The organism is Escherichia sp. MOD1-EC7011, assembly GCF_002965005.1.
Taxonomy (GTDB): Bacteria; Pseudomonadota; Gammaproteobacteria; order Enterobacterales; family Enterobacteriaceae; genus Escherichia; species Escherichia ruysiae.
Genome location: NZ_PTRD01000057.1, coordinates 1 through 16,690, shown reverse-complemented (window position 1 = coordinate 16,690; position 16,690 = coordinate 1). Strand labels below are relative to the sequence as shown.

The 16,690-nt window shown below is 51.6% G+C and carries 13 protein-coding genes and 1 other RNA gene; 6 read left to right on the top strand and 8 right to left on the bottom strand.

From position 1 onward, the window contains the following. Positions 1-62: non-coding RNA, RtT sRNA (locus tag A7098_RS22495), on the top strand; the annotation flags it as partial. A 151-nt stretch (positions 63-213) separates the two neighbouring features. On the opposite strand, the gene narI is transcribed toward A7098_RS22495, so the two are convergent. The 5 genes from narI to narK all read right to left on the bottom strand — a co-directional run bounded on the left by narI (position 214) and on the right by narK (position 8,660). Next, a complete protein-coding gene (narI, locus tag A7098_RS22490; RefSeq protein ID WP_001160110.1) occupies positions 214-891 on the bottom strand; it encodes a respiratory nitrate reductase subunit gamma in 678 nt (225 codons plus the stop codon). Then, a complete protein-coding gene (gene narJ / locus A7098_RS22485) occupies positions 891-1,601 on the bottom strand; it encodes a nitrate reductase molybdenum cofactor assembly chaperone (RefSeq protein ID WP_000571678.1) in 711 nt (236 codons plus the stop codon). Before narJ ends, narI begins: the two co-directional genes overlap by 1 nt. Then, on the bottom strand, positions 1,598-3,136 hold the full coding sequence (gene narH / locus A7098_RS22480; protein WP_000702656.1) for a nitrate reductase subunit beta: 1,539 nt from the start codon (positions 3,134-3,136) through the stop codon (positions 1,598-1,600). Before narH ends, narJ begins: the two co-directional genes overlap by 4 nt. Continuing rightward, the gene (locus tag A7098_RS22475) at positions 3,133-6,876 is read right to left on the bottom strand and encodes a nitrate reductase subunit alpha (protein ID WP_105281452.1); all 3,744 of its coding nucleotides are present in this window, start codon (positions 6,874-6,876) and stop codon (positions 3,133-3,135) included. The genes narH and A7098_RS22475 overlap by 4 nt, the downstream gene beginning before the upstream one ends. Before the next feature lie 392 nt (positions 6,877-7,268). Beyond that, complete coding sequence (gene narK, locus A7098_RS22470) at positions 7,269-8,660, bottom strand: nitrate transporter NarK (RefSeq protein WP_105281451.1); 1,392 nt, start codon at positions 8,658-8,660, stop codon at positions 7,269-7,271. Positions 8,661-8,998: 338 nt separating this feature from the next. Between narK and narX the strand changes: the two genes are divergently transcribed. After that, positions 8,999-10,795: a nitrate/nitrite two-component system sensor histidine kinase NarX gene (gene narX, locus A7098_RS22460; RefSeq protein ID WP_000918092.1), complete on the top strand. Its 1,797-nt coding sequence runs from the start codon at positions 8,999-9,001 to the stop codon at positions 10,793-10,795. After that, a complete protein-coding gene (narL, locus tag A7098_RS22455; RefSeq protein ID WP_000070495.1) occupies positions 10,788-11,438 on the top strand; it encodes a two-component system response regulator NarL in 651 nt (216 codons plus the stop codon). Before narX ends, narL begins: the two co-directional genes overlap by 8 nt. Here the strand turns inward: narL and A7098_RS22450 are convergent, their stop codons facing one another. Continuing rightward, entirely contained in the window at positions 11,439-12,833 is a 1,395-nt protein-coding gene (locus A7098_RS22450) for a YchO/YchP family invasin (RefSeq protein ID WP_105281450.1), read from the bottom strand. Positions 12,834-13,016: 183 nt separating this feature from the next. On the opposite strand from A7098_RS22450, the gene ychN reads away from it, so the two are divergent. Beyond that, complete coding sequence (ychN, locus tag A7098_RS22445) at positions 13,017-13,370, top strand: DsrE/F sulfur relay family protein YchN (protein WP_001169665.1); 354 nt, start codon at positions 13,017-13,019, stop codon at positions 13,368-13,370. Positions 13,371-13,425: 55 nt separating this feature from the next. On the opposite strand, the gene chaC is transcribed toward ychN, so the two are convergent. Both chaC and chaB read right to left on the bottom strand, forming a co-directional pair. Beyond that, positions 13,426-14,121 (bottom strand): glutathione-specific gamma-glutamylcyclotransferase, encoded by a 696-nt coding sequence (gene chaC, locus A7098_RS22440; RefSeq protein ID WP_010351803.1) that lies wholly within the window; start codon positions 14,119-14,121, stop codon positions 13,426-13,428. A 157-nt stretch (positions 14,122-14,278) separates the two neighbouring features. Further along, positions 14,279-14,509 (bottom strand): putative cation transport regulator ChaB, encoded by a 231-nt coding sequence (gene chaB / locus A7098_RS22435; RefSeq protein WP_001146436.1) that lies wholly within the window; start codon positions 14,507-14,509, stop codon positions 14,279-14,281. A 268-nt stretch (positions 14,510-14,777) separates the two neighbouring features. Here chaB and chaA point away from each other — a divergent pair, with 268 nt between their 5' ends. Together chaA and A7098_RS22420 are read left to right on the top strand one after the other, a co-directional pair. Next, on the top strand, positions 14,778-15,878 hold the full coding sequence (chaA, locus tag A7098_RS22430; RefSeq protein ID WP_000180147.1) for a sodium-potassium/proton antiporter ChaA: 1,101 nt from the start codon (positions 14,778-14,780) through the stop codon (positions 15,876-15,878). A 406-nt stretch (positions 15,879-16,284) separates the two neighbouring features. Then, positions 16,285-16,392 carry a type I toxin-antitoxin system toxin Ldr family protein gene (locus A7098_RS22420; RefSeq protein WP_000170965.1) on the top strand — a complete coding sequence of 36 codons (108 nt, stop codon included), beginning with the start codon at positions 16,285-16,287 and terminating at the stop codon, positions 16,390-16,392. Positions 16,393-16,690 lie beyond the last annotated feature (298 nt).

Here is a 16,690-nt window from a genome sequence, read left to right as displayed (position 1 = left end):
GCCGCAGGCAACGGCCCGAAGGGTGAGGAGCGAAGCGACGAATAATCCTTCCCCCACCACCATTACTTCCTGAAAATACTCTTCTAAACCAATTTACTAACCATTTATTTCTTGTTGTCACACAGAATTCGTCATGCCTGTTTTTAGGTCTGCACACTTTTACACAAAACAAAAAACCCCGCCGAAGCAGGGTCTATGTGAACTAAATTTCGCTTAGTGGCGAGCACGCACCAGCTGATATTTCCGTGTCAGATACTCCACCGGTACGCTCCAGATGTGCACCAGACGCGAGAACGGGAACAGCAGGAATAACGTCATCCCCAGCACCAGGTGCAAACGGAAAATAAACGCGACACCATCAAGGTGCTGAGAAGCGCCACCGTGGAAGGTCACTACCGACTGCGCCCAGCCAACCAGTTTCATCATCTCGCTGCCGTCCATATGCTGGGCGGAGAACGGAATGGTCAGCAGCCCCAGCGCACACTGGATAACGAGCAGCGACAAGATCAGGATATCTGCTCCGGTAGTCGTTGCACGCACGCGCGGGCTGAACAGGCGGCGTTTTAGCAACAGCACACCGCCAATCAGGCACAGCACGCCGCTGGCACCACCAGCAAACATCGCCATTTTCTGTTTCACTTCAATCGGCAACCACGCTTCATACATCCAGTGCGGCGTCAGCATACCGAAGAAGTGACCGACAAAAATCCCCAGAATTCCGATATGGAACAGGTTAGACGCAAGGTTCATCCCTTTGCGATCCAGCATCTGGCTGGACGCCGCGCGCCAGGTGTACTGCCCGTAGTCATAGCGCAGCCAGCTACCAATCAGGAAGACCGCCCCGGCAATGTACGGGTAGATATCAAAGAAGAACATATTCAGGAATTGCATTAGTGCTGTCCTCCGGTGGTGATATTCAGATATTGCGGCGCGACGGCACCGGCAAAGCGACGCTGATGAGCAGTGATTGCCGAATCACCGCAGCCTTTGTCAGCAAAGAATTTAACCTGCTCTTCTTCCCAGACGGCATCCAGCGCCTGCGGCGTATCATCGCGCGCTTCATCGGCAATTTTTTCCGCCACTTTGTCGCTGTCGATAGCGGTATTCGCCAGTTTCAGCAGCAGATCAAACAGCACTGCATAACGGCTTTCACGCTGTTGCAGACGAGCACTTAGCAACGCCAGAATCGGCGCGATATCTTTCAAACCTTCCACGGCTTCGCTTTGCGGCAGCTGCGCCAGGTACTCCAGATACAGCGGCAGATGATCCGGCAGTTCACGACTGTTTAACTGCAAGCCGTGCTGCTCGTACTGCGCCAGCAAATCCACCATCGCCTGACCACGATCGCGGGATTCGCCGTGCACATGTTCAAACAGTAACAGCGACGTGGCACGACCACGGTCGAACAGTTCGCTGTACTGCGCCTGAGCGTCCAGCGGATCCATCGCAGTTAAATCGCGCAGGAAAATGCCCAGCGCATGGGCATCCTCTTTTGACAGATTTTCCGACGCGGCAATCGCCTCAAACATCTCTTGTTGATGCTGCCATAAGGCAGCATCCGGATATTCAAGGAGACGCGATACAATCACGAGTTCGATCATGGATGCGGCTCCGTTTTACTGGTCACGTCGATGGCATCGATACGACGGCTGTTGAACAGATTGAATTTGGTATCTGAACCGTGGCAGCCGTCACCAAAGGTAAAGCCGCAACCATTTTTCTCCGGGAAGGCTTCCCGCGCCAGTTCACGATGGCTGCTCGGCACCACAAAGCGATCTTCATAGTTTGCAATCGCCAGATAACGGTACATCTCCTGTGCCTGGGCTTCGGTCAGGCCGACCTCTTCCAGCGCACGGGTATCAACTTTACCGTCAACGGTTTCAGCTCGTTTGTAATGACGCATTGCCAGCATACGTTTCAACGCGAGCAGTACCGGTTGGGTATCACCGGCGGTCAGCAGATTCGCCAGGTACTGAACCGGGATACGCAGGCTTTCTACGTCTGGCAAAATGCCGTTGTTGCCCAGTTCGCCCGCGTCTGCCGCAGACTGAATCGGTGACAGAGGCGGCACGTACCAGACCATCGGCAATGTGCGATATTCCGGATGCAGCGGCAGCGCCAGTTTCCATTCCATCGCCATTTTATACACCGGCGACTGTTGTGCGGCTTCAATAACGCTCAGCGGAATACCGTCTTTAATCGCTTGCTCGATGACTTTCGGATCGTTCGGATCGAGGAACACTTCCAGCTGACGCTGGTAGAGATCTTTCTCGTTCTCGGTGCTGGCTGCACGTTCAATAGCGTCGGCATCGTACAACAGCACGCCAAGATAACGGATACGACCCACACAGGTTTCTGAGCACACCGTCGGCTGACCGGCTTCAATACGCGGATAGCAGAAGATGCACTTCTCAGATTTACCGCTCTTCCAGTTGAAGTAGATTTTTTTGTACGGGCATCCGGTGATGCACATACGCCAGCCACGGCATTTATCCTGATCGATCAGTACGATGCCATCTTCTTCACGTTTGTAGATAGCCCCGCTCGGACAGGTCGCCACACATGCCGGGTTGAGGCAGTGTTCGCACAGACGCGGCAAATACATCATGAAGGTGTTTTCGAACTGGCTATACATCGCCTTCTGGATGTTGTCGAAGTTCTTGTCTTTCGCCAGTTTGTCAAACTCGCCGCCCAGGTCATCTTCCCAGTTCGGCCCTTTTTCGATTTTCGCCATCCGTTCGCCAGTAATCAGCGAACGCGGACGGGCAATCGGCTGCGATTTGCTGCCTTCCGGCGCGGTATGCAGGTTCTGATAATCAAAATCGAACGGCTCGTAATAATCGTCGATCCCCGGCAAATGCGGGTTGGCGAAGATTTTACCCAGCAGCATCGCGCGGTTACCCATACGCGGTTGCAGTTTGCCGTTGATTTTACGGATCCAACCGCCTTTGTATTTTTCCTGGTTTTCCCAGTCGGTCGGGAACCCCTGACCCGGCTTGGTTTCCACGTTGTTGAACCACGCGTACTCAACGCCTTCGCGGCTGGTCCAGACGTTTTTACAGGTAACTGAACAGGTGTGGCAGCCGATGCACTTATCGAGATTCAGCACCATGCCGACTTGTGAACGAATTTTCATTTTACGCTCTCCTGTACCTGGTCATTGCCTTCGCCATCTAACCAGTCAATGTTCTTCATCTTACGCACTACAACAAACTCATCGCGGTTAGAACCTACGGTGCCGTAGTAGTTAAAGCCGTATGCCAGATGGGCATAGCCACCGATCATATGCGTCGGTTTCGGCGTGATACGGGTGACCGAGTTATGAATCCCCCCACGCTGCTGCGTGATTTCCGAACCCGGCAGGTTAACGATACGTTCCTGCGCGTGGTACATCATGGTCATCCCTGCCGGAACACGCTGGCTGACAACCGCACGGGCAGTCAGCGCACCATTGCTGTTGAAGACTTCAATCCAGTCGTTGTCGGCAATACCCAAATCTTTAGCATCGGCTTCGCTCAGCCAGACCACCGGACCACCGCGACCTAAAGTCAGCATCAGCAGGTTGTCGCTGTAAGTGGAATGGATCCCCCACTTCTGGTGTGGCGTCAGGAAGTTCAGGGCTTTTTCCGGGTTACCGTTGGATTTCTGTCCCATCACTTCTTTCACCGAACGGGTATCGATCGGCGGACGATAAACCAGCAGGCTTTCACCGAAATCACGCATCCACTGATGATCCTGATACAGCTGCTGACGACCAGAGAGCGTGCGCCACGGAATTAGCTCGTGAACGTTGGTGTAACCGGCGTTGTAAGAAACGTGTTCATCTTCCAGACCAGACCAGGTCGGGCTGGAGATAATTTTGCGCGGCTGTGCCTGAATATCGCGGAAGCGGATCTTCTCGTCTTCTTTATTCAGCGCCAGATGCGTATGGTCACGACCGGTAAACTCGCTCAGTGCCGCCCAGGCTTTCACGGCTACCTGACCGTTGGTTTCCGGTGCCAGCGTCAGGATCATCTCTGCCGCATCAATTGCGGTGTTGAGCATTGGCTGGCCTTTCGCCGGGCCTTCAGCCTTGGTGTAGTTGAGCTTACGCAGCAGATCCATCTCACTCTGGGTGTTCCAGGCAATCCCTTTACCGCCGTTACCGATTTTCTCCATCAGCGGGCCGATAGAGGTAAAGCGTTCGTAAGTGGCCGGATAATCACGCTCAACCACCATAATATGCGGTGCGGTTTTACCTGGGATCAGATCGCATTCGCCTTTTTTCCAGTCTTTCACATCCAGCGGCTGCGCCAGTTCGGCGGCGGAGTCGTGCTGGATTGGCAGCGTAACGATGTCGGTTTCTTTACCCAGATGACCGACGCACACTTCGGAGAATTTTTTCGCGATGGCTTTGTAGATTTCCCAGTCGCTTTTCGCTTCCCAGGCCGGATCGACCGCCGCAGACAGCGGGTGAATAAACGGATGCATATCCGAAGTATTCATGTCGTCTTTTTCGTACCAGGTCGCCGTCGGCAAAATGATGTCGGAATAGAGACAGGTGCTCGACAGACGGAAGTCCAGCGTCACCACCAGATCCAGCTTGCCTTCCAGACCGTTATCCTGCCAGTCCACTTCTTCCGGCTTCACGCCGCCCTGCTGCCCCAGATCTTTACCCTGGATACCGTGTTCCGTCCCCAGCAGGTACTTGAGCATAAACTCATGACCTTTACCGGAAGAGCCCAGCAGGTTAGAACGCCAGATAAACAGGTTACGCGGATGGTTTTTGCCGTTTTCCGGCTGTTCCGCAGCAAAACGGATTGAACCCTCTTTCAGGGATTTCACCGTATAGTCCACCGGATTCATCCCCGCTTTTTCTGCTTCGCGGGCGATAGTCAGCGGGTTAGTGCCTAACTGCGGCGCAGAGGGCAGCCAGCCCATACGTTCTGCACGAACGTTGAAGTCGATCAGGTGTCCGGTATAGCGGGATTTATCCGCCATCGGCGACAGCAACTCTTCTGCGGTCACGGTTTCATAACGCCACTGGCTGGAGTGGTTATAAAAGTAAGAGGTGCTGTTCATGTGACGCGCCGGACGCTGCCAGTCGAGAGCAAATGCCAGCGGCTGCCAGCCAGTTTGCGGACGCAGTTTTTCCTGACCTACGTAGTGTGCCCAACCGCCACCGCTCTGACCAACGCAGCCGCAGAAAATCAGCATGTTGATCAGACCGCGATAGTTCATATCGAGGTGATACCAGTGGTTCAGACCGGCACCAACAATGATCATTGAACGACCGTGCGTCTTATCAGCGTTGTCGGCAAATTCACGGGCAATGCGGATAATCTGGCTACGAGAAACACCGGTGATCTGCTCGGCCCAGGCCGGGGTATAGGCTTTCACGTCGTCATAGCTGGTTGCGCAGTTAACGTCGTTCAGACCACGCTCCAGGCCGTAGTTTGCCAGCGTCAAATCATAAACGGTGGTCACCAGTGCGGTGCTGCCATCAGCCAGTTGCAGGCGTTTTACCGGCAGCTTGTGCAGCAGAATGTTTTCCAGCTCCACTTTGTTGAAGTGTTCCGTGCCGTCGCCGCCAAAGTACGGGAAGCCCACTTCGGCAATCTCATCCTGACTACCCAGCAGACTCAGTTGCAGTTCGGTTTCTTCGCCGGTTTTGCCATCGCGCTGCTCAAGATTCCATTTGCCCTTCTCGCCCCAACGGAAGCCAATAGAACCGTTCGGCGCAACCATTTCACCTTGCGTATTAAAGGCGACGGTTTTCCATTCCGGGTTGTTTTCCTGACCCAGCGAATCAACCAGATCGGCGGCACGCAGCATACGACCCGCAGCGTAATAACCGTCGCGCTCTTCCAGCATTACCAGCATCGGCATGTCGGTGTAGCGACGCACATAATCGGTGAAATACTGGCTTGGGTTATCGAGATGGAATTCACGCAGCATCACGTGACCCATTGCCAGCGCCATTGCTGCGTCGGTGCCCTGTTTCGGTGCCAGCCACAGATCGCACAGTTTGGCGATTTCAGCGTAGTCCGGCGTGACGGCAACGGTTTTGGTGCCTTTGTAACGCACTTCGGTAAAGAAGTGAGCGTCCGGGGTACGGGTCTGCGGAACGTTAGAGCCCCAGGCGATGATATAGCTGGAGTTGTACCAGTCAGCGGATTCCGGTACGTCAGTTTGCTCGCCCCAGGTTTGCGGAGACGCAGGAGGCAGGTCGCAGTACCAGTCATAGAAGCTTAAGCAAGTACCGCCAATTAGCGAGAGATAGCGCGTACCCGATGCGTAAGAAACCATCGACATTGCCGGAATTGGCGAGAAGCCAGCGACACGATCCGGGCCGTAGTTTTTGATGGTGTAAACGTTAGACGCGGCGATCAGTTCGTTCACTTCCTGCCAGGAAGAACGAACAAAACCACCGCGTCCACGCGCCTGCTTAAAGCTTTTCGCTTTATCGGCGTCTTCGATAATAGAAGCCCATGCCTCAACCGGATCGCTATGCTGCGCCTTCGCTTCACGCCACATTTTCATCAGGCGTTTGCGCATCATCGGGTATTTCAGACGGTTGGCGCTATAGAGATACCAGGAGTAGCTGGCACCGCGCGGGCAGCCGCGAGGTTCATGGTTTGGCAGATCCGGACGAGTACGCGGATAGTCAGTCTGCTGGGTTTCCCAGGTCACCAGACCGTTTTTAACGTAGATTTTCCAGCTGCAGGAGCCGGTGCAGTTTACCCCGTGGGTAGAGCGGACAATTTTGTCATGCTGCCAACGCTGGCGATATCCATCCTCCCAGTCACGGTTGGTATCGAGAAGCTGGCCATGCCCATCGGCAAAGGTATCACCCTTCTGTTTGAAGTAGCGAAACCGGTCCAGGAATTTACTCATCGGTTTTCTCCTGTGGGAGCCTGTCGGCTCTCTGATAAATCGACATTGCTAATGTTTAAAACGAAGGTAACGCTCTGAAACGTCGTGGGAATTGATAACGATCAAGAGTGGTGGGGATGAAAAATAAAGTAAATTCCTAATATACCTCTTTGGGGTAATTAATATTTATCATCCAACTTATTGTAAATTAATGTTTTTTACATCCAATGTCATTTAATCACTTCGGATTTTTATACAGATGGGTATTAAGGAGTATCCCCCATGGATGACATATTAATGGTGCTTAATTGACGCCGTTGAAATAATCATCTCTCTATAAGTATGTTGTAACTAAATAACAAATAAAAAAAGCGCGACATTATGCCGCGCAAAGGATAATCAAATATTACGATTTATTTTTTAGAATGCCGACCATATACCGCCCAGGTAATTACTACGCAGGCGATATAGAAAATCAAAAATACTTTCATTGCACCGACTGGCGACCCTGTTAATGCCAGTGAGCTACCGAACGCTTTCGGGATAAAGAAGCCACCGATAGCGCCAATCGCGGAGATGAAGCCCAGCGCCGCCGCAGTGTCGGTTGCCGCTTCACGCATGGCACGTTCGTCAGAACCGCCTTCTGCTTTCACGCGATCCATCGTCAGTTTACGGAAGATCACGGAAATCATCTGGAAGGTGGAACCACTACCCAGCCCCGCCGTCAGGAACAGCGCCAGGAAGACCGCAAAGAATGCCATGAAGTTTCCGCCTTGCCCGTCAGTCGGTAAGGTGAGGAACAGCAGACCACTGAAAATCGCCATCAGCACGAAGTTCACCAGCGTGACCCGAGTACCGCCGAGACGGTCAGACAATGCTCCCCCCGCAGAACGCGCCAGTGCGCCAATAAACGGTCCGAAGAAGGCGTAGTGCAGGATCTGTACATCCGGAAACTGCGTTTTAGACAGCATGGCAAAACCCGCAGAGAAACCGATGAAGGAACCGAAGGTTGCCAGATACAGCAGGCTCATAATCCACAGATGACCCCGTTTGAGTACTGGCAACTGCTCCTTGATAGAGGCTTTCGAGGTAGCAAGGTCGTTCATGCCAAACCACGCTGCAATGGTGAAGATGGCGAGGAACGGCACCCATACCCAGGACGCGTTAGCCAGATACAACTCGGTGCCATCCGGCTGTGTTACGCCCTGGCTGCCAAATGCAGCAAAAATTGACAGTGATACCACCAGCGGAGCAACCAGCTGCATGACGCTAACGCCCATGTTGCCCAGACCACCATTCAGCCCCAGTGCACCACCCTGCTTCTGCTTGGGAAAGAAGAAGCTAATGTTTGCCATACTGGATGCGAAGTTCGCGCCAGCAAAGCCGCACAGCAGAGAAATGATGATGAATATGCTGTATGGCGTAGTGGTATCCTGCACGGCAAAACCCAGCCAGACGCAAGGAATAATGAGAATGCCGGTGCTGAACGCCGTCCAGCGACGACCACCGAAGATTGGAACCATAAAGGAGTATGGCACACGCAATAATGCGCCAGAAACCGAAGGTAGTGCGGTCAAAAGAAACAGCTGATCGGTCGTAAAATTAAAGCCGACTTTCGGTAAATTTACCGCGACGGCACTGAATAACATCCATACACAAAACGCCAGTAGCAGACAGGGAACGGAAATCCACAGATTGCGGCTGGCTATACGCTGGCCGCGCTGTTGCCAGAACGCAGGATCTTCCGGTCGCCAATCAGTAATGACAGCTCCAGTAGCCCTTTCGGGGGCGGATGAGTGACTCATAGACACCTCTGATACTCGTTTCGATGTCTGCCACCTTAGTGTCTGTAGCCAAAGGTAATTTGATGTAAATCAAACGATAAGATAACTTTATCTATCATTGATATTTATGATTACCCATAGTGAGTACGGAGATTTCATAAAAATTATGAGATTTTTCACAGTACTGTAAAATCCCTACCCTTACTGATGTAAATCGACTAACCACACGGCAAATAAGGAGTAACTCTTTCCAGGTATGGGTATACTTCAGCCAATAGCCGAGAATAACGCCATTCCAGAATGTATCGTCACATTCATTAAGGTTATTGCTCATTCAAAGCCTGAAGGAAGAGGTTTACATGCTTAAACGTTGTCTCTCTCCGCTCACCCTGGTTAATCAGGTTGCGCTTATTGTTTTGCTTTCTACCGCTATTGGACTGGCGGGGATGGCGGTTTCTGGCTGGCTGGTACAAGGCGTTCAGGGCAGCGCCCATGCTATTAACAAAGCGGGATCGCTGCGTATGCAAACTTACCGGCTACTGGCGGCAGTACCATTAAGCGAGAAAGACAAGCCCTTAATCAAAGAGATGGAACAAACGGCATTTAGCACCGAATTAACTCGAGCAGCAGAACGAGACGGGCAACTGGCGCAATTACAGGGGTTGCAGGATTACTGGCGCCATGAGCTGATTCCTGCGCTGCTACACGCACAAAGCCGCGAAACGGTGTCGGCTGACGTCAGCCAGTTTGTCGCCGGGCTTGATCAGTTGGTGTCTGGTTTTGACCGCACCACAGAAATGCGCATTGAGACGGTCGTACTGGTTCATCGGGTGATGGCTGTGTTTATGGCACTTCTGCTGGTATTTACCATCATATGGCTGCGGGCACGGCTGCTACAGCCGTGGCGGCAATTGCTGGCGATGGCGAGTGCCGTCAGCCATCGCGATTTTACCCAGCGGGCGAATATCAGCGGGCGCAACGAAATGGCAATGCTCGGAACGGCACTGAACAATATGTCTGCGGAACTGGCGGAGAGTTATGCCGTACTTGAGCATCGGGTACAGGAGAAAACCGCCGGGCTGGAGCATAAAAATCAAATACTCTCGTTTTTGTGGCAGGCTAACCGTCGTTTGCATTCTCGCGCCCCACTGTGTGAACGCCTGTCACCTGTACTCAACGGATTGCAAAATTTAACCCTGCTGCGTGATATCGAACTGCGTGTATATGACACTGAAGATGAAGAGAATCATCAGGAGTTCACCTGCCAGCCGGATATGACCTGCGACGACAAAGGCTGCCAACTCTGCCCACGCGGGGTATTACCCGTTGGTGATCGCGGCACTACCCTGAAATGGCGACTGGCAGATTCCCATATGCAGTACGGCATTTTGCTGGCGACCCTGCCTCAGGGGCGCCATCTGAGCCATGATCAACAGCAACTGGTGGATACGCTGGTTGAACAATTAACCGCCACTCTGGCGCTGGATCGCCATCAGGAACGCCAGCAGCAGTTGATCGTGATGGAAGAGCGTGCCACCATTGCGCGCGAACTACATGATTCTATTGCCCAATCTCTCTCTTGTATGAAGATGCAGGTGAGTTGTTTACAGATGCAAGGCGACGCACTGCCAGAAAGCAGCCGCGAACTGTTAAGCCAGATCCGTAACGAACTGAATGCGTCATGGGCGCAGTTGCGTGAGTTGCTCACCACATTCCGTTTGCAGCTCACAGAACCGGGATTACGCCCGGCACTGGAGGCAAGTTGTGAAGAGTACAGCGCCAAATTTGGCTTCCCGGTGAAGCTGGATTACCAGTTGCCACCGCGTCTGGTGCCCTCGCATCAGGCAATCCATCTGTTGCAAATTGCCCGTGAGGCATTAAGTAACGCCCTCAAACATTCGCAAGCGAGCGAGGTCGTTGTGACGGTGGCGCAAAACGATAATCAGGTCAAACTGACCGTCCAGGATAACGGCTGCGGGGTGCCTGAAAATGCCATCCGCAGCAATCACTACGGCATGATAATTATGCGTGACCGTGCGCAAAGTCTGCGTGGCGACTGTCGCGTCCGCCGTCGTGAATCAGGTGGCACCGAAGTGGTGGTCACTTTTATTCCCGAAAAAACTTTCACAGACGTCCAAGGAGATATCCATGAGTAATCAGGAACCGGCTACTATCCTGCTGATCGACGATCACCCGATGCTGCGAACTGGCGTAAAACAGCTTATCAGCATGGCCCCCGATATCACTGTGGTTGGCGAAGCGAGCAATGGCGAGCAGGGTATTTTACTTGCGGAATCTCTCGATCCTGATCTGATTCTGCTTGATCTGAATATGCCCGGCATGAACGGTCTGGAAACGCTGGATAAACTGCGCGAAAAATCTTTATCCGGTCGCATTGTGGTATTCAGCGTCTCTAATCATGAAGAGGACGTTGTCACCGCGCTGAAACGCGGCGCAGATGGTTATCTGTTAAAAGATATGGAGCCGGAAGATCTGTTGAAAGCGTTACACCAGGCTGCAGCTGGCGAAATGGTATTAAGCGAGGCGTTAACCCCTGTTCTGGCCGCCAGCCTGCGTGCTAACCGCGCCACGACTGAACGCGACGTCAACCAGTTAACGCCGCGCGAGCGCGATATTCTGAAACTGATTGCTCAGGGCTTACCGAATAAGATGATCGCCCGTCGCCTGGACATCACTGAAAGCACGGTCAAAGTGCACGTGAAGCACATGCTGAAAAAAATGAAGCTTAAATCTCGTGTGGAAGCCGCAGTATGGGTGCATCAGGAACGTATTTTCTGATTATGGTTCCCAGCGCAGTTCGTCCTTTGCCATTGCATCGAAAGGTTCGGCAAGCGTTAGCGTGATCTCATTGGAAGAGACACGCTGTCCCTGGTTATCTTCCACCACCACCGACAAGCGCCATCGATTGGTCGCCTCTTCTCCACTTTGCCAGTCCGGCACGATCAACGTCCAGCCATCCGCACTATTGGCTGTGGCTCCCGATGTCAGACTTAACATCTGTGTATCCCCTTGCCAGATCAATTGTCGAATACCGTAACGACTGTGGATTTGTAATTTCAGCGGCACCGTTTCACCAGGTTTAAGATCCCAGGGGGGCGTCGCCAGAAATACCGTTAAGGTTTTACGCTGATGATACTCAATGACCGGCAGATTATTCCGCTGCGGATTGTCATAGCGACTGCCGCGCAACGACTGACTCTCAGCAACTTCACCAGCAGAAAGTTGTTTGTTTAGTGGCACACCAAAGCGGTAGTTAATATTCAGCCCGAGATTATTTTGGCTTTCTCCACTTTCGCCTTGTTTATGCTGAGCGGTCATAGTAACGAGTGGAACAGGGGTGTAATTAAGCCCCAGACTCATGGCGACAGGATTATGATAACCCGTACCAGAATTAAACAGATCGACACGCTGACCAAAATATTGTTCGAGGCTGACACTGGTGTTGAGATGCTGGTAAAACGGCATTCGCATCCGGGCAGTCAGATCATAACCACGCGCCATACGCTGCTCGAGCGAGGCAGTCTGTTCATGCCATGAGGCAAAAGGCTGATAATAATTTGCCGACAGACGAAGATATTCTCCCCAGGCTTCAGCGCCAACCCCTGCCCGCTGAAGATTTTCATCTAACAAGTTGTCATAAAACGTGTTGTATCCCATCAACCATGTACCATGCCTCCAGCGTTGACCAACGCCAAGGTTACTTACCAGGCCATCGTCCTGCTGGGTGAGGCCAAGTTGGCTCCATGTAAGATAACGCTCGTTATCCTGCAACGGTACAAACCAGCTCCCCCGGCTGCCGGTGAAATGCCCTTCGTTATCCACTTTGACGTCAACACTGGCGTTCCCCCACGGCGAAAGCCAGGACTCCACATGTTGATTAACCTGCTGACTGAGCGCATCACGGACTTTTCCCAGCGCGAAGGCTTTTGCCTGTTCGCCTGTATCCTGACCGTTATCAGTCATACTGGTTTCACCAAAATCTTTCACGATTTCGGCGAAGTGTTTTTCACCGTCATGATTTTCCGGTGCCATTCCTAAGTCCGGCAGACCATCCTTATCGTTATCAAAAGGATTTACCGATTGCTGCTCAACGGATGGCTGTGCGCTAGCTATACCGCCTGCCAGCAGCAAGAGTAAATAAAGTGGGGTAACACGAGAGACGATACGGCTCAAAACGTCAGTAATTTCCGGTAAAAATGAACACCCATTACTTTATAGAATAACGATTACTGGTAACTTTTCTCGTACTTTCTCATGCTTTATGGAAAATCCTAAAAATGTGGCAAATTGGTCAGACAGCGTAAAAGCAGTAAGATAGAAGTCGAAAATCTAATTATCTGAATACTGGAGTGAGTAATGCAAAAAATCGTGATCGTTGCCAATGGCGCGCCCTACGGGAGCGAATCCTTATTTAATAGCCTGCGGCTGGCCATTGCGCTACGGGAGCAGGAGAGCAACCTGGATCTGCGTCTGTTCCTGATGTCTGATGCGGTAACTGCCGGATTACGCGGACAAAAACCTGGGGAAGGCTACAATATTCAGCAAATGCTGGAGATCCTCACTGCGCAAAATGTACCTGTGAAATTGTGCAAAACCTGCACCGATGGTCGCGGTATCAGCCCACTTCCGCTGATTGATGGAGTTGAAATTGGCACACTGGTCGAACTGGCGCAATGGACGCTGGTTGCCGATAAAGTGCTCACGTTTTAATTGCAGTATGGGGCGCTCAAGGTTACAGAAACGCCCCGCTGTGATAACAGTTTCATCAGGCAAAACCGGGCCGTAAGACACCATCCGGGAAATTCTCCGCCAGCAGTTTTTTCACCGACACCAGTAAATCATTCAGCCCGTCATCCTGCATCCCCAGTTTGTTGAGCTCTTGTTCCAGAGAAAATAAATACTGTGCATTGGTTCCAAGTGGACCACTCGCCGCAGCAATCAACGGAGCAATCACCTGAGCTCGGGTATCGGACTCATATTCAGGATGGCGCGGATCCATAATAAACACCAGCGCGTTGACTGTGCGCCCGTCATCAAGATCAAGCTGACACCAGGTTGGCAGATAGCAGCCGGTAATCATCTCCCGCTTCCACAGCAAGGTCAGTTCCTGCTCCAGCGTCTCTTCCGGCAAGCGATACGCCACTCCCGTGGTGCGGCCGCCCTCTTTCAGAGCAAGCATTCTTCCCGGCTGGTGTGCCGTCCCCCTTCCGGCGGTCAGACGCAGACAGAACGCCCGGTGCCACCCAACCAGCGTACCGGTACAGGACTCGATAAACTCCAGCGCCGGATTCCACATCAACGATCCATAACCGAAGATCCACACCGCCCCCTCATCAGGACGACAAGCCAGCGTAGCTGCCAGCGAGGCTGCCCGCTGTTCTGCCGACCATAAGAGTGATTCTTCAATAGTGCCAAATGCCGTTTTACAATCGGCATTCATCAAGAAATCCCGCGTTATCACCTTATACCTCCGCCACTGCATACTTCCCTGCGACAACTTTTTGGTGTCTCCCAGACATTTTTACTGCTCATTTTGGAACCATTACCGGGACAATATGCAATCTGCAGACCACTTGCAAGGCGACGCCGCACGAATAGCTTTAACTCATCACCGGGAGTTATAACTTTTTATGCCATTTATCATCACTTCCTTTAGCATATTCATGTTTCACTGCTGCCCAGGCCACTTTATGCGCTGTCTCCTCCCGACTGGCATCATCACGCCGATCTTCTTTATCTTTATATTGATCCCAGGCGCTGTTGAATGCCTCTTTATAGATATCCTGGGCATGGGACGGTAGAACGTGTTTTACATTTTCCGGCAGATCGCTTTTTGTTTTATACGGCATTGTTGACTCCTTTTTTAAAGGTGAACTTTAAGTGTGGTCAACAATATCCACGCTTGCCAGCATATAAGACTTTTCACGTCAGACTCTTCTTAAGAGGTGCTAATACAAACATTGTCTAAACACGTTGATTATTTTTATACCCCAAAGAGTAAAAAAGCGACAGCGGGGTAAAATTTCGTAAAATGTTACCGATATCCAGACACTTTCTGTTATTTTTTCTGCCTATTTATTACATTTTCGACAAATTCATCTGCAAAGGATAACCATAATGACAAATGCTCACGAGGCGGTAAAAACCCGCCACAAGGAGACCTCGCTTATTTTCCCGGTTCTGGCGCTGGTAGTGCTGTTCCTGTGGGGAAGCAGTCAAACACTACCAGTGGTCATAGGCATCAATCTTCTTGCGCTTATTGGTATTTTAAGCAGCGCCTTTAGTGTTGTCCGTCATGCGGACGTATTAGCCCATCGACTGGGGGAACCTTATGGCTCTCTTATTCTTAGCCTTTCCGTGGTTATTCTTGAAGTCAGTTTGATATCAGCCTTAATGGCGACCGGCGATGCGGCGCCGACGTTAATGCGAGATACACTCTATTCAATCATTATGATTGTTACTGGTGGACTGGTTGGTTTTTCATTACTGTTGGGCGGGCGCAAATTTGCCACCCAATATATGAATCTGTTTGGTATTAAACAGTATTTAATCGCCCTGTTTCCATTGGCAATTATTGTGCTGGTATTCCCGATGGCTCTGCCTGCGGCGAATTTTTCAACTGGTCAGGCGTTGCTGGTGGCATTAATTTCCGCAGCAATGTACGGCGTATTTTTGCTAATTCAGACCAAAACGCATCAGAGTCTGTTTGTCTATGAACATGAAGATGACAGTGATGATGACGATCCGCACCATGGTAAACCGTCTGCCCATAGCAGCCTGTGGCATGCCGTCTGGTTGATTATCCATTTAATTGCGGTGATAGCGGTTACCAAAATGAACGCCAGTCCGCTGGAAACACTGCTCACCAGCATGAATGCTCCGGTGGCCTTTACCGGTTTCCTGGTGGCGCTATTGATTCTTTCGCCGGAAGGCTTAGGGGCGTTAAAAGCGGTATTAAACAACCAGGTCCAGCGCGCGATGAATCTGTTCTTTGGTTCGGTGTTAGCAACCATTTCACTTACCGTACCTGTCGTCACGCTGATCGCCTTTATGACAGGCAATGAATTGCAGTTTGCGCTTGGTGCGCCAGAAATGGTGGTGATGGTAGCCTCTTTGGTGCTGTGCCATATCTCCTTCTCCACCGGACGTACTAACGTACTCAACGGCGCGGCACATCTGGCTCTCTTTGCCGCCTATTTGATGACAATATTTGCCTGACATTGATATCTCCCCCTGGCGGCGGAAGCTGGGGGAGATAATAAAAATACCTGCCCGGTTCCTTTCTTCAGTTATTCTGAACAATTCGTCAGATATAATTGCGAGCCTGCACCACAACATGCAAGAAAGCACTGCAACAGTTGATGAAAAGCTGGAATGTACTCTTCATTACGAACGTTTCAGTGGTGAAGTAAAGAAGGCTTGAGACGTAGTATCCACACCAAGCCGGCGTTATCCGGTGAGGCGCAATGTTGCGGGGGCTTTATCCCTGGTGGCATTGGTTGCTGGAAAGAGAAAACCCCCGCACGTTGAGAGGTAAAACCTGACAACAGAACGGGGGCTAATCTTGAACCATCAACAATTCAAGAATAGCCGCAAAATGTTGTCATTACAACAAGGCGGCTATATGACGCTCGCGCAGTTTGCCATGACTTTCTGGCACGACCTGGCAGCACCGATCCTGGCGGGAATTATTACCGCAGCGATTGTCAGCTGGTGGCGTAACCGGAAGTAAGGCGAATACGGGCGGCAGGCTGCCGTGATGGCAATATGCGCCCGAAACCGGCCGCAGGGGTAACAGCCTGTGGCCTTTTTTGTATTTATCTCTTTCAGAAGTAGACACCGTTAACCCAACCTGGGAGCATCAACCAGAGCATTCATGAAACAGTTGCAACAGCTAATAAAAAGCCGGAATGCATACTGCATTACGAACATTCCTGGGGTGAAGTGAAGAACACTTGAGATATAGAATCCACACCAAGCCGGCGTTATCCGGTGAGGCGCAATGTTGCGGGGGCTTTATCCCTGGTGGC

Excerpts from the sequence above, each read along its gene's own strand:
- narI (WP_001160110.1), bottom strand. The coding sequence starts at position 891 with ATGCAATTCCTGAATATGTTCTTCTTTGATATCTACCCGTACATTGCC.
- narJ (WP_000571678.1), bottom strand. The coding sequence starts at position 1,601 with ATGATCGAACTCGTGATTGTATCGCGTCTCCTTGAATATCCGGATGCT.
- narK (WP_105281451.1), bottom strand. The coding sequence starts at position 8,660 with ATGAGTCACTCATCCGCCCCCGAAAGGGCTACTGGAGCTGTCATTACT.
- narX (WP_000918092.1), top strand. The coding sequence starts at position 8,999 with ATGCTTAAACGTTGTCTCTCTCCGCTCACCCTGGTTAATCAGGTTGCG.
- narH (WP_000702656.1), bottom strand. The coding sequence starts at position 3,136 with ATGAAAATTCGTTCACAAGTCGGCATGGTGCTGAATCTCGATAAGTGC.
- ychN (WP_001169665.1), top strand. The coding sequence starts at position 13,017 with ATGCAAAAAATCGTGATCGTTGCCAATGGCGCGCCCTACGGGAGCGAA.
- A7098_RS22420 (WP_000170965.1), top strand. The coding sequence starts at position 16,285 with ATGACGCTCGCGCAGTTTGCCATGACTTTCTGGCACGACCTGGCAGCA.
- chaA (WP_000180147.1), top strand. The coding sequence starts at position 14,778 with ATGACAAATGCTCACGAGGCGGTAAAAACCCGCCACAAGGAGACCTCG.
- narL (WP_000070495.1), top strand. The coding sequence starts at position 10,788 with ATGAGTAATCAGGAACCGGCTACTATCCTGCTGATCGACGATCACCCG.
- A7098_RS22475 (WP_105281452.1), bottom strand. The coding sequence starts at position 6,876 with ATGAGTAAATTCCTGGACCGGTTTCGCTACTTCAAACAGAAGGGTGAT.
- chaB (WP_001146436.1), bottom strand. The coding sequence starts at position 14,509 with ATGCCGTATAAAACAAAAAGCGATCTGCCGGAAAATGTAAAACACGTT.